The organism is Virgisporangium aurantiacum (assembly GCF_016863635.1).
GTDB classification, from domain to species: Bacteria; Actinomycetota; Actinomycetes; order Mycobacteriales; family Micromonosporaceae; genus Virgisporangium; species Virgisporangium aurantiacum.
In genome coordinates this window covers 11,938-25,453 of record NZ_BOPG01000078.1, presented here as the reverse complement: position 1 = coordinate 25,453, position 13,516 = coordinate 11,938, and the positions used below count along the sequence as shown (strand labels likewise).

At 71.2% G+C, this 13,516-nt stretch carries 9 protein-coding genes; 5 read left to right on the top strand and 4 right to left on the bottom strand.

Annotated elements, in window-relative coordinates:
* The first annotated feature begins 1 nt into the window (after window position 1).
* Complete coding sequence (locus Vau01_RS49635) at window positions 2-3,361, top strand: right-handed parallel beta-helix repeat-containing protein (RefSeq protein ID WP_204008088.1); 3,360 nt, start codon at window positions 2-4, stop codon at window positions 3,359-3,361.
* Window positions 3,362-3,367: 6 nt separating this feature from the next.
* Here the strand turns inward: Vau01_RS49635 and Vau01_RS49630 are convergent, their stop codons facing one another.
* Window positions 3,368-4,498, bottom strand: a complete 1,131-nt coding sequence (locus Vau01_RS49630) for a uroporphyrinogen-III synthase (protein ID WP_204008086.1) — start codon at window positions 4,496-4,498, stop codon at window positions 3,368-3,370.
* 457 nt (window positions 4,499-4,955) lie between these two features.
* On the opposite strand from Vau01_RS49630, the gene Vau01_RS49625 reads away from it, so the two are divergent.
* The 4 genes from Vau01_RS49625 to Vau01_RS49610 are packed head-to-tail and all read left to right on the top strand — an operon-like array spanning window position 4,956 to window position 9,684.
* Window positions 4,956-6,137 (top strand): ABC transporter ATP-binding protein, encoded by a 1,182-nt coding sequence (locus Vau01_RS49625; RefSeq protein WP_239152558.1) that lies wholly within the window; start codon window positions 4,956-4,958, stop codon window positions 6,135-6,137.
* 27 nt (window positions 6,138-6,164) lie between these two features.
* Window positions 6,165-7,472 (top strand): ABC transporter substrate-binding protein, encoded by a 1,308-nt coding sequence (locus Vau01_RS49620; RefSeq protein ID WP_204008082.1) that lies wholly within the window; start codon window positions 6,165-6,167, stop codon window positions 7,470-7,472.
* Entirely contained in the window at window positions 7,472-8,767 is a 1,296-nt protein-coding gene (locus Vau01_RS49615; protein WP_204008080.1) for an ABC transporter permease, read from the top strand. The genes Vau01_RS49620 and Vau01_RS49615 overlap by 1 nt, the downstream gene beginning before the upstream one ends.
* Window positions 8,764-9,684: a carbohydrate ABC transporter permease gene (locus Vau01_RS49610; RefSeq protein WP_204008078.1), complete on the top strand. Its 921-nt coding sequence runs from the start codon at window positions 8,764-8,766 to the stop codon at window positions 9,682-9,684. The genes Vau01_RS49615 and Vau01_RS49610 overlap by 4 nt, the downstream gene beginning before the upstream one ends.
* On the opposite strand, the gene Vau01_RS49605 is transcribed toward Vau01_RS49610, so the two are convergent.
* From Vau01_RS49605 to Vau01_RS49595, 3 genes are read right to left on the bottom strand one after another with little or no spacing between them, the layout of a single operon-like run.
* A complete protein-coding gene (locus Vau01_RS49605) occupies window positions 9,645-11,792 on the bottom strand; it encodes an alpha-galactosidase (protein ID WP_204008076.1) in 2,148 nt (715 codons plus the stop codon). The genes Vau01_RS49610 and Vau01_RS49605 overlap by 40 nt on opposite strands.
* Window positions 11,789-12,610: a carbohydrate ABC transporter permease gene (locus Vau01_RS49600; protein WP_204008074.1), complete on the bottom strand. Its 822-nt coding sequence runs from the start codon at window positions 12,608-12,610 to the stop codon at window positions 11,789-11,791. The genes Vau01_RS49605 and Vau01_RS49600 overlap by 4 nt, the downstream gene beginning before the upstream one ends.
* Window positions 12,610-13,515, bottom strand: coding sequence for a carbohydrate ABC transporter permease (locus Vau01_RS49595; protein ID WP_204008073.1), 906 nt, complete (start codon window positions 13,513-13,515; stop codon window positions 12,610-12,612). The genes Vau01_RS49600 and Vau01_RS49595 overlap by 1 nt, the downstream gene beginning before the upstream one ends.
* Between the last annotated feature and the right edge of the window lies 1 nt (window position 13,516).

The following is a 13,516-nucleotide window of genomic DNA, read 5'->3' as shown; positions in this document are numbered from 1 at the left end:
CATGACCGCAAGCATTCTCTCGGTCAGCCGGGACGACCCGACCGGGCTGCCGCGCATCGCCGACGCGATCGCCACCGCCAAGCCGGGCGCCACGATCGTCGTCCAGCCCGGCGTCTACGAGGAGAGCCTGCACCTGGTCGGCGACGTCACTCTGGTCGCCGAGGACGGCCGTGGCACGGTCACGCTGCGCGCGCCCGGTGGCGTGGCGGTCTTCGCCGCCGGCTCCTCGGTGAGCCTGCGCGGGATCACCGTCATCGGGGGCAGCGCCGACTACCCGGCCATCCAGGTGGGTGCCGGCACGTTGCGGCTGGCCGAGTGTGACGTGCGGGCCGCCGGCGTCGTCGCCGTGCACGCCCCGGCGGGCCGGCTCGACATGCAGGACTGCACGGTGACCAACGCCGACGGGGTCGGGATGTTCTTCGACGGCACGTCGGGCGGGACGCTGTCGCTGGTGACCGTGCGGGACACGGCCGGTGCCGGCGTGGTCATCGCCGGACGGGCGGATCCGCGCCTGCGCGGGTGTTTCGTCACCGACGTGGCCGGTCCAGGCATCCTGTGCACGGCCGGAGGCCGCGGCATCGCGGCCGGCTGCGCGATCCGCGCGACGGCCGGCCCCGGCATCGCCGTCGAGGACAACGGCGCGCTGCACGCCAGCGACTGCACGATCGAGGACACCGCCGGCCCGGGCTTCGTCGCCACCGGTGGCACGCCACGGCTGGCCGGCTGCACGCTGCGCGCGATCGACGGTCACGCCGTCGTGGTCGCCGGTACGGCCGCGCCGGAGGTGCACGGGTGCACGATCGGCGACGCGACCGGGCACGCGATCCTGGTGCGCGACGACGCCGGCGGGTCCTTTGTGGACTGCCAGGTCGACGGCGCCGGTCCGGTCGTCGTGGCGATCGGTGGCACCAGCCGGCCGGAGTTGCACGGCGGCCGAATCACCGGCGCCGGGGCGGCAACCGTCGTGTTCGAAGAGGAATCGACGGCCACCGTGGACGGTGTGAGCGTCGAAGGTGGCCGCACCGGCATCGCGATCCGCGACGGCGCGACGCCGACGATCGCCGGTGTGTCCATCCGCGACTGCGCCGACGCCGGACTGCATGCGGCGGGCACCGGGCGACCGACGCTGTCGGGGTCCACAGTGGACGACTGCGGCACCGGCATCGCGATCGAGGGTGGCGGGGTCACGGTGACCGACGTCCGGATCTGGGGCGGGGCGCGCGGAGTGAGCGTCGGCGGCGGCCGGGTGGCGCTGGCCGGCTGCGACCTGTCCGGTGCCACGGTGGCCGGCATCACCGTCGCGACCGGGGCGACCGCGATGGTCGAGGAGAGTCGCATCCGTGACGGCGCCGGGGTCGGCGTGCGGTTCGCCGCCGGCGCGCACGGCCGGCTGGATCGCTGCGAGGTCACCGGCAACGCCGGTACCGGGCTCATCGCGGACGGGTCGGTGCCGACGCCCGACACCACGGTGCACCGCAACGGGCGCGACCGCGCCACGCCGCCCGCCGCGGCGCCACCCGCATCCGCCGCCGGCCCGCACGCACCGGCCCCCGTTCCGCCGGCACCGGCCGGCGGCACGCCCGAAACGCCGGCCGGCGATCCGTCGGAACCGCCGCCCGGGCCGGCCCCGGCCGAGCCGGAAAGTCCCGCACCCGCAGCGGATGCCCCCCGCGATTCGTCGACCGTGCAGCCGGCCACCGGCGAGCCCGACGGCGATCCGGTCGCGCCGCTGCTGGCGGAGCTCGACGCGCTCGTCGGGCTCGGCCGCGTCAAGCACGAGGTGGCGACGCTGGTCGGGCTGCACCGCATCGGCCGGCGGCGGGCCGCGATGGGGCTGCCGCAGCCGCCGCTGTCGCGACACATGGTCTTCGCCGGCGCACCAGGGACCGGAAAGACCACCGTCGCGCGGCTCTACGGCGAGATCCTGGCCGCGCTCGGCGTGCTCGGTGCGGGCCAGCTCGTGGAGGTGTCCCGCGCGGACCTGGTCGCCGAACACATCGGCGGCACGGCGGTGAAGACCACGCAGAAGTTCACCGAGGCGATCGGCGGCGTGCTGTTCATCGACGAGGCGTACACGCTCAGCCCGGTGGAGTCGGGATCCGGCCACGACTTCGGGCGCGAGGCGTTGGACACCATCGTGAAGCTGATGGAGGACCACCGCGACGAGGTCGTCGTCATCGTCGCCGGCTACTCGGCGCAGATGCGCGGTTTCCTGGCCGGCAATCCGGGCCTCACGTCGCGGTTCTCCCGGACGCTGGAGTTCGACAGCTACACCAGCGAGGAGCTGGTGACCATCGTGGAACGGCTGTGCCGTCGCCACCACTACTCGCTGGAGTACGACACGCGGCTCGCGTTGACCGAGCTGTTCGAGTCGATGCCGCGCAACGAGTCCTTCGGCAACGCGCGCGCCGCGCGGAAGGTGTTCGAGGAGATGATCGGCCGGCAGGCGTTCCGGCTCGCGCAAGCCAACGAGACCTCCGGCGTCGAGCTGGCCCAGCTGCTGCCGCAGGACCTCGGCGCGGCGCCGGCACTCGCCGACTCGTCGGCGAGCGTCGAGGTCGACAGTCTTCTCGCGACGCTCAACGGCATGATCGGGCTGAACGCGGCGAAGCGCGAGGTGGCCGAGCTGATCGACCTGCTGGCGAACATCCGGGTACGGACGCGGGCCGGCCTGCCCGCGCCGTCGGTGTCGCGGCATCTGGTGTTCTCCGGGCCGCCCGGCACCGGCAAGACGACCGTGGCGCGGCTGTACGGCCGGCTGCTCGCCGTGCTCGGTGTGCTGCCCGGCGGGCAGGTGGTCGAGGTCGCCCGGCCGGACCTGGTCGGCGAGTACATCGGGCACACCGCGCAACGCACCCGCGAGGCGTTCGAGCGGGCCCGCGGTGGCGTGCTGTTCATCGACGAGGCCTATTCGCTCGCGCCGCCGGACGCGCGTAACGACTTCGGTCGCGAGGCCATCGACACCCTCGTCAAGTTGATGGAGGACCATCGCGACGAGGTCGTGGTGATCGTCGCGGGCTACCCGGCGGACATGGACCAGTTCCTCGCGGCGAACGCGGGCCTGCAGTCGCGGTTCAGCCGGCACATCCACTTCACCAACTACACACCGGACGAGCTGGTGGCGATATTCGACGGCCTCGCGACGCACAGCGGCTACGAGTGCCCGGGCGCCACACTGGTCGCGCTGCGTGCGCATTTCGAGGCCGTACCGGTGGACCGGTCCTTCGGAAACGCCCGCTACGCCCGGCAGCTGCTCGACCTGTCGGTGACGCGGCAGGCGACCCGGCTGCGTTCGCAGAACGCGCCGAGCGTCGACGAGCTACGCACCCTGCTGGTCGAGGACGTCGCGCCGCCGGTCTGACGATGTCTAGGCCGCCAGCCGGTAGCCGCGCCGCATGACCGTCTGGATGAGATCGGTGCCGACGAGCGAGCGGCGCAACCGGAGCACGGCCATCTCGATGGCGTGATCGTCCACTGTGGACCCGTCCGGTACGAAACGGCGGATCTCCGCGCACGACAGCACCCGCCCGGGCGAGCGGGCCAGTGCCCGGAGCACCGCCATCGGACCGCTCTGGATCGGCACCACCCGGCCGTCGAGCACGACGGCGTGACCGCGGATCTCCACCTCCGTCCCGTTGATCCGCAGCCGCGTCGCGAACCGCGGCAGGGCAATGGCGAGGGCGTCGGTCAACTCCTCGACGTAGGGGCCGGTGCCGAGCAACGGGCGGACCCCGCGTGCGGCCAGGTGCGCCGCGGTCAACGGGCCGAGGCAGGCACCGCGTACGTCGTCGCACAGCGCGTTGAGGAGTTCGTCGACGCGGCCGTACTCGGCGGCCTGCGCGAGCAGGTGCGTCGCCGCCGGCTCGCCGAGCAGCATGACGGCGTCGACCTGCCGGCGGGTGACGAGGTCGACGAGGCGGCGCAGGATCCCCACGTGCGACGGCGGAAGGGTCCGGTACGTGGGCACCTCGACCAGATCGGCCCCGGTACGGGCGAGGTTCTGCGCGGGCTCGCGCAGCGACGCCCGGTCGAGTTGGGCGACGATGCGCCGGTCGGACGGACGCTGCGCGGCGAGGTACCGGAACAGCTCCTCGGTCGACGCGCCGGCCGTCGACCAGATCACGGTGAGGCCGAGTTCGCGCAGTTCGTCGGCGGCCCGGCCGTCGCGGGCCAGGACGCGTGCCCCGGCGAACCGGTCGATCAGGTCGGCGGCCAGACCCCAGCGGCGGGCCGCCGCGAGCCAGGTCCGCAGGCCGCCGCCCGAGGAGATGACCAGTTCATCGCACGGCGCGGTGAGGGCCCGCTCGGTGGCCGCACGCAGCAGCCGCTCGTCGGGTTGGGGGACGGAGCGGATCGCCTGAACGCCGGTGACCCGGGCGCCGAGACCGCCGAGGATGTCGGCCACCGGGTGCCGCCGGCAGTCGGCCGCCACCGCGACGCTGTATCCCGCCAGCGGCGGGACGGCGTCCGGCGGGTGGGCGCGGGACTCAGCACCCATCGACACTCCTGACGGCTGAGCGGACGGCTGGAACATAGCGGGTTCGAGGGCGGCGCTTTCCCGGGGGCGGCGCTTCCCGGCGCTTTCCCGGGCGGCGCTTTCCCGGGCAGCGCCCTTCCGCGCGGCGCTCCATCGCGCAGCGCGGGAATGTACGGCGGATTCGCCGGCATGTTTCTCGGCTGGAAATACCGTGCCAGAATGCCGCCCAATGCGTGGTCACGGTTGAATAACGTTCCATTCACACAATGTGTGGCACGGTATTCGCCCAACCGGCGAATCTCATTTCACCTGACCACGAACACGCAGGTCATCGACGGTTTGGTCGTACGGCCTCCTCGGGGATAGTGCTGATCTTGTGAACAAACTCGCGGTTCGGTTACTTATTACGGATCTGGCCGCCGATCGTTCAGAATCGGGTCACCATCGTCTCCACGGAAATCCGGAGATGGGAGTCGCCGTGGCCGAAGTTGTGCTCGATGCGGTGGGCAAGGTCTATGCCGACGGCACCCGGGCGGTCGACGACCTGAACCTGCGCATCGCCGACGGGGAGTTCCTGGTGCTCGTCGGCCCGTCCGGTTGCGGCAAGACCACCGCGCTATGGATGGTCGCCGGGCTCGAGGACATCAGCGAGGGCGAGGTGAGGATCGGCGACCGCGTCGTCAACGACCTGCCGGCCCGTGACCGCGACATCGCGATGGTGTTCCAGAGTTACGCCCTCTACCCGCACCTCGACGTGTTCGACAACATCGCGTTCGGGCTACGGCTGCGTCGGCTGCCGTCGCCGGAGATCGAGCACCGGGTGGCCGCCGCGGCCGGAACCCTCGGCCTGCGCGAGCACCTGCGGCGCCGGCCGCGCGCGCTCTCCGGCGGACAGCGCCAGCGGGTGGCCATGGGGCGGGCGATCGTCCGCCGGCCGTCGGCGTTCCTCATGGACGAGCCACTGTCCAATTTGGACGCCAAACTGCGGGTGCGGATGCGGGCGGAGATCGCGCGCAACAGCCGGCGGTTCGGCGTCACCACCCTGTACGTGACCCATGACCAGACCGAGGCGATGACGCTCGGCGACCGGGTCGCGGTACTCAAACGCGGTGTCCTGCAACAGGTCGCGCCCCCGCAGGAGCTGTACGACCGACCGGCCAACATGTTCGTCGCCGGCTTCATCGGCTCGCCACCGATGAACCTCGTACACGGCCGCTTCACCGAACGGGGCACCGATCTGGTCCTCGAACTCGGTGAGCAGACGCTGCCGATCCTGCCCCCGATCACCGCCGCCCGCATCGGCCCGTATCTCGACCGGCCGGTCGCCGTCGGTATCCGTCCGGAGGATCTGGCGGACGCGAGCCTGGGCCGGGGCCGGCAGGTGGCCGTCGTGCGCGGCACCGTCGACCTCACCGAGGTGCTCGGCTCCGACCTCATCGTCCACCTGACCGTTCCGGCCCGCAGCGTCGTGACCGACGACGTGCTGGAGCTGGCTCGCGACGCCGGCGTCGACCCGTTGGCGACCGGTGACGACCGGACCGGCCTGGTCGCCCGGTTCAGCCCGCGTTCGCGGGTGGGCGTCGGCGAGACCGTCGACGTCGCCGTCGACACCGGCCGGCTGCACGTCTTCGACCTCGACACCGGCCTGTCCATCTGGTGACGCCGCCACACCCCCGACAGGAGAGCCATGTTCCGAAAGCGCGCACTTGGCGCCCTGGTAGCGCTGCTGACCGTCGGCGCGACTGCCTGTTCCGGCGGGGACGACACCTCCACCGCCGGCACCGAACTGCGCGGTGAGACCCTCGAGGTCGCCGCGACCTGGACCGGCACCGAACAGGCCAACTTCAAAGCGGTCCTCGACGAGTTCAGCCGCCGGACCGGAGCCACGGTGAAGTACACCTCCGGCGGAGACGATCTCCCCGTCCTGCTGAACAGCCGGCTCGCCGGTGGCGCACCACCCGACGTCGCACTGGTGTCGCAGCCGGGGGTGGTGAACTCGTTCGCCCGCAAGGGCCAGATCAAGGAGCTCACCGGTCCGGCCGCCGACGCCGTACGCGCCAACTTCTCCACCGCCTGGCAACAACTGGGCACCATCGACGGCAAGCTGTACGGCCTGTACTTCAAGGCGGCCAACAAGTCGGTGATCTGGTACCGCTCCGACACGTTCAACGACGCCGGCGCCCACCCACCCAAGACCTGGGACGAGTTCCTGTCCGCGAGCCGGACGCTCAGCGACTCGGGCATCACGCCGATGGCGGTGCCCGGTGCCGACGGCTGGACGCTGACCGACTGGTTCGAGAACATCTACCTGCGCCTGGCCGGTCCGGCGCGGTACGACCAGCTGGCCAGGCACGAGATCGCGTGGACCGACCCCACGGTGATCCGGTCGCTGCACCTGCTGGCCGACTACTGGAAGACGCCGAAGGCGATCCAGGGCGGGCCGCGCGGCGCGGTCCAACTCAAGTTCGTCCAGTCGATCGCCGACGTGTTCGGCGAGGGCGCGCCGAAGTCGGCCATGCTGTTCGAGGGTGACTTCGTCGCGGCCGAGATCGCCAAGCTCGGCCGGGTCAAGGTCGGCGAACAGGCACGGTTCTTCGAGTGGCCGTCGATCGACGGCTCCAAACCGGCCGTCGTGACCGCCGGCGACCAGGCCGTGGCGTTCAAGGACTCGAAGGCCGCGATGGCGCTGATGGCCTTCCTCGCCTCGCCCGACGCGGCGACCATCATGGCCGGCAAGGTCGGATACATCTCGCCCAACCGCAAGGTCGACCCGGCGGCGTACCCCGACGACATCACCCGCCGGCTCGCCACCGCCGTCGTCGACGCCGACCTGCTCCGGTTCGACATGTCCGACCTGACCCCGCAGGCGTTCGGCGGCAGCACCAGCGCGAGCATGTGGAAGGCCCTGCAGGACCTGCTCGCCGATCCGGCCGGCGTCACCGGCATCGCGCAGCGGCTCGAGGACGCGGCGAAGAAGGACTACGGGAGCAGCTGATGGTCCGGAGTGGACGGGCCCGCCGCCGCCGCGAAGGGCCGGTGCTGACCGCGATGTTCCTCGGCCCGGCCGCGGTCATGCTGACCGTTCTCGTGGTCTACCCGATGGGGTACACGATCTGGCTGAGCCTGCACGGCGGTGACACCGGCCACTGGGTCGGACTCGACAACTACCGTACGATGTTCACCTCGCCCGGGACGCGCCGCGCCATCACCAACAACATCGTGTGGATGCTCATCGCACCGACGGTCGTCACCGCGCTCGGCCTCGTGCTGGCCGTGCTGACCGAACGGCTGCGGCTGCGCACCGCGTTGCGCGCCGTCGTGTTCATGCCGATGGCCATCTCGTTCCTCGCCGCCGGCATCACCTTCCGCATGGTCTACGACGAGAGCCCGGACCGTGGCGTCGTCAACGCCGCCGTCGTCGCCGTCCACGACGCGTTCAAACCGCCGTCGAAGTACCACGGCGCCACCCCGCGCGACGACGCCGCACTCGCGACCGACCACGGGGCGGTGGTGACCGCGGCACCCGTGGCGGCGGGCAGCCCCGTTCTCCTACCGCTGGTCGGGCTGCCCGCGACGCGGGTGCCGGACGACGCGCGCCCCGCCGGGACGCCCGCGTCGACCGGGCTGTCCGGCGTGGTGTGGCTCGACTTCACGCGGGGCGGCGGCGGGCAACCCGGTGTCGTCGACGGCACCGAACCGGGGCTCCCGGACGTCTCGGTCGAAGTGCTGCGCGACGGTGCCGTCGTGGGCCGGGCCACGACCGACGCGTCGGGCCGATTCTCCTTTCCCGAGCTGACCGGCACCGGGTACCTCGTGCGTCTCCCGGCGTCGAACTTCACCCCGCCGTCCGACGGTCTCGTGTGGCTCGGCCCCGGTCTCGTCACGCCGGCCGTCATCGGTGCCTACATCTGGATCTGGGCCGGGTTCGCCATGGTGTTCATCGCCGCCGGGCTGGCCGCGATCCCGCGCGACGCGCTGGAGGCGGCGCGCATCGACGGCGCCACCGAATGGCAGACCTTCCGGCTCGTTACGATTCCGCTGCTGCGGCCGGTGCTCGTGGTCGTGCTCGTGACACTGGCCATCAACGTCCTCAAGATCTTCGATCTGGTCTATGTCCTTCCACCCGAGTCCTCCCAGGACGACGCGACCGTCATCGCCCTGGAGATGTACCGGGTCTCCTTCGGTGGCGACCTCGACTACGGCCTCGGCAGTGCCCTCGGTGTGATGTTGTTCGTGCTCGTGCTTCCCGCCATGTTGTTCAACATCCGGCGCCTGCGGAGGGACCAATGACTTATGTCGTGACGCCACCGGTGCCGCAACTCCAGCCGGCCGGAACCGCGATCACCGGGCCACCCCGGCGCAGCCTCGCATCGCGGGTCGTCGACCGCGTCGGCGGCGCCGTGCTGCGGACGATCATCGTGGTGGTCGGGGTGTTCTGGCTGGTGCCCACGATCGGGCTCGCCGTGGCGAGCCTGCGCAGCCCGGCCGACAACAGTGCCACCGGCTGGTGGACCGTGCTGACCCGGCCGGGCCAGCTCACGGTCGACAACTACACCCGGCTGCTCGGCAACGCGGACTTCACCCACTCGTTGCTCAACTCCGTGCTGATCACCGTGCCGTCGACGATCCTGGTCGTGGCCTTCGGCGCGCTGTTCGCGTACGCCCTGGCCTGGATCGACTTTCCGGGGCGCGAGCAGGTCTTCGTCGTTGTCGTCGCGCTCATCGTCGTGCCGGTCCAGGTCGCCATCATTCCCGACGCGAAGATCTTCGGGCTGCTCGGAATCTACGGCCATATCCCGGCGGTCGTGGCGTTCCACGTCGCGTTCGGCCTGCCGTTCGCCATCTTCCTGCTGCGCAACTTCTTCCGGGGCATCCCGCGCGATCTGCTGGAGGCGGCGCGCATCGACGGCGCCTCCGAAATGATGACGTTCCGGCGGGTCGTGCTGCCGCTGTCGTGGCCGGCGATCGCCTCGCTGTCGATCTTCCAGTTCCTGTTCGTCTGGAACGATCTGCTCGTGGCGCTCGTGTTCGCGGGGCCGGACAGCAAACCGGTGACGCTAGCCCTGCGCGAGCAGATGCGGGCCTTCTCGGCCAACGTCGACGTGATCGGACCCGGCGCGTTCATCTCGATGCTGGTGCCGCTGCTCGTGTTCTTCGCCTTCCAGCGCTACTTCGTGCAGGGCGTGCTGGCCGGTTCGGTGAAGTAGCGAGGTGAGACGACGTGCCCAGGATCGACGCGGTGCAGCACGACCAGTTCCGCGTCGTGGTCGGTCGTCCACCGGACCGGCAGGCCCACCGCGCTCAGGTGGCTGCCCGAGTACTCCTGCTCGCCCCGCCGGTAGACAGCCTGGCGGCCGAGACCGCGCAGGGGCAGGCGCACCGGCCGCGACGGCAGCGACCCGGGGCCGTGCAGGCGCCCGGTGTGCCAGGCGAGCACGACCACGGTCGCGCCGTCGGGCGCGGTGTACTGCACCGCGCAGCGTTCCTGGTCGGGACCGCCGATGAGGTGGACCTCGCCGCGCATGATCACGCCGCGGATCTCCTTGTACCGGGCGATCCACGCCGCGGCCTCGGCGCGCTGGGCCGCGTCCCAATGCCGGATGTCGGCACCGATTCCGAGCACGCCCGCCATCGCGAGCACGAACCGGAACGCGAGCGACCGCGGGCGCGGGTCGAACAGGCCCGGGGCGTCGGTGACCCAGGAGCTGAGCAGGTGTGGCGCGTTGGCGTGCAGGAACCCGTGCTGGATGGCGAGCCGGTCCAGGGGACCGGTGTTGTCGCTGGGCCAGAACACGTCGGCGTGGGCGGCCATCGCGAGATCGGTGCGTCCGCCGCCGCCCGCGCAGGCTTCGATGGTCACGTCGGGATGGTCGCGGCGCAGCCGCGCGTAGATGCGGTGCAGGTTGGCCACGTGCGCACCGTCGAGGTCGACCGCGGCACCTGGCCCGCTGCGGCCGGGCTCGGTGCGGGGCCGGTTGAAGTCCCACTTCAGGTAGCCGATGTCGTGGCGTCGCAGCAGCCCGTCTACCGTGCTGTGCACGAACTCGGCGACCTCCGGCCGCCCGAGGTCGAGCAGCAACTGGTTGCGGACGAGGGTCTGCGGGCGACCGTCGACGGCATACACCCAGTCGGGGTGCCGCGCGTACAGCCGCGACGCGGGGCTGACGCACTCCGGTTCGACCCACAGGCCGAAGACGAGTCCCATGGCGCGGATCTCGGCGATGAACGCGTCGAAGCCGTCGGGGAACTTCGCCGCGTCGACGCTCCAGTCACCCAGCCCGCCGCGGTCGTCGTGGCGGCCGACGAACCACCCGTCGTCGACGACGAACGCCTCCGCGCCGATGTCGGCCGCCGTGCGGGCCAGCGCGAGCTGGTTGCCGGCGTCGACGGCGAATCCGGTGGCCTCCCACGAGTTGTAGAGGACCGGACGGACCCGATCGAGGCGGTCGCCGGCGAGCCCCCGCTGGTAGGTGTGCCACACGCGGGCGAGGCCGGTCAGGCCGTCGTCGCTGTAGGCGCCGGCCGCCACCGGCAGCGTCAGCGTCGCGCCGGGGGGCAGTTCGAGCGGGCCGTCGGCGAGGTGGCGGCCGACGCTGACCCGGGTCAGCCCACCGGTGTCGCGCCGGGCGCTGATCTCCCACGAGCCGGTCCAGGCCAGCGCCACGCCCCAGGTCGGACCGTCGTCGACCCGGTCCCGCACCGCGAGCCAGGGCACGAACAGGTGTCCCGGCACGCCCTGCGAGCTGCCGACGCTGAACCGGCCCCGGCCGAGGTCGACGTGGTCGAGCTGGAACTCCTGCGCCCACTGGCCCCACTGGTAGCTGACCCGTGCGCCGTGCGGGGTCGGCATCGTGAACCCGGCGGACGCGGCCTCGACCAGAAGCAGTGTGGTGTCGCCCGGGTTGTGCAGCTCCACCCACCGTTCGATCACGTCGGTGCCGTCAGCCATCCGGTAGCAGTGCCCGGCCCGCAGCCCGGTCACCGGGTCGGTGAACAGGACGCGGAGCTGCCGGTCGTCGCCGGTGGCGTCCTGGAAGGCCCACGACACGCGCCGGTCACCGGTCGGCAGTTCGACCACGAGTTCGGCACCGGCGAACGGGCGCACCGCGTCGGTCGCGTACTCGACCGGGGCGTAGTCGCCAGCGGTGAGGAACGGCGTCGGCCCGGTGTAGGCCACCGGTGACGGGCCGGCGGTGACGCCGTGCGGACCCCAGCCGACCAGTTCCAACCAGCGACCGTGTCCGGGCACGGCGACGGTGTACTCGGTGTGCTCGCCGCGCAGCGTCCACTGCCGTGATTCGGCCGGTGTGGTCACTTCACCGATCCGATCGCCAGGCCGGAGATGAAGTGGCGCTGGAACCCCAGGAAGACGGCGACGGTCGGCACGGCGGCGATGACGGTCCCGGCGGCGATCACGCTCCAGGACGACACGAACAGCCCCTGCAGGCCGAGCAGCGCCGGGGTGACCGGCATGTTGTCGTCGGTGCGGATGACCGTGATGGCCCACAGCAGGTCGTTGAAGATCCAGGTGAACGACAGGGCGCCGAGCGCGGCCAGCGCCGGTCTGGTCAGCGGCAGGATCACCCGGGCGAAGATCATGCCGACGCCGGCGCCGTCGATGGTCGCGGCTTCCTGGATCTCGATCGGCAGGTCGCGCATGAAGCCGTGCAGCACGAAGGTGTAGAAACCAAGACCGAAGCCGACCTGAACGGCGATGAGCGCCCAGAGCGTGTCGTACAGACCCGTCAGTTCGCTGAACTTGCTGACGGGGATGAGCAGGATCTGCGGGGGGAGCAGGTTGCCGGCGAGCATCAGCAGCAGGATGGTGCGCCGGAACGGGATGCGGTAGCGGCTCAGGGCGAAGGCCGCCATCGCGGCCAGGCCCAGGCTGAGCCCGACCGCGGGCAGGGTCACCAGCATGCTGTTGATCAGGGCCTGCAGCTCGCCGCCGTCGGTCCACGCCTGGCGGTAGGTGTCCAGGGTGAACGAGTGCGGCAGGCTGCCCACACCGTTGGCGGCGATGTCGTCGAACGTGCGGGTGGACATGACGACGACCCAGATGATCGGGCCGAGCCACAGCAGGGACACCACGGTCATGGCGGCGTGGAAACCGCCGGTGCGCAACCTGCCCATCAGGTCTCCTCCCGGAACGCCCGGACCAGGTAGCCGAGGATGACCACGAGCGCCAGCAGGAAGATCACCACGGCGATCGCGGAGGCGTAGCCCAGGCGCAGGCTCTGGAACGCGGTCGAGTACATGTAGGTGCTCAGCAGCTCCGAGGAGTGGTACGGGCCGCCGCGGGTCAGTGACCAGACGATGTCGAAGGACCGCAGCGAGTCGATCACGATGACCGAGAGCACAACCGCGTTGACGCCCTTGAGCTGGGGAATGGTGACGTACCAGAGCCGCTGCCAACTGCTGGCACCGTCGACGCGGGCGGCTTCGTGCACCGCCGGGTCGTCGGCCTTGAGGCCGGCCAGGTAGAGCACCATGATGTAGCCGATCTGGCGCCACAGCGCCGGGATCATCACGGCGTAGAGCGCGGTCTGCGGGTCGGCCAGCCAGGGGCGGATGAGATGTTCGAGCCCGACGGCGGTGAGCACCTGATCGACGACGCCGTCGGGCTGGTAGAAGACCCGCCAGACGAGCGCGGTGACGACCAGGGAGAAGACGACCGGCAGGAACAGCGCGGCGCGGTAGAGGCTGACGCCGCGGCGTTCGCGTTGCAGAACCAGCGCCATGCCGAAGCCGCCGATGACCGACAGCCCACCGAAGAGCACGAGCCACAGGGCCGTATTGCCCAGGGCGCCGCGGAAGACCGGGTCGCCGGCCAGTTCGACGTAGTTGTCGAAGCCGACGGGTGCCGGGGGCGCGATCCCGTCCCACTTGGTGAACGAGAAGAAGATCCCCTGGAGAGCGGGCCAGAACACCCAGATGCTCTCGATCACGAACGGCACCAGGACGAATGCCAGCAGCAGCGGCGACGGCCACGACCGCCGCCGCTGTGCGGTGCTCCTCGTGGAGCTGATCGCGGTCACG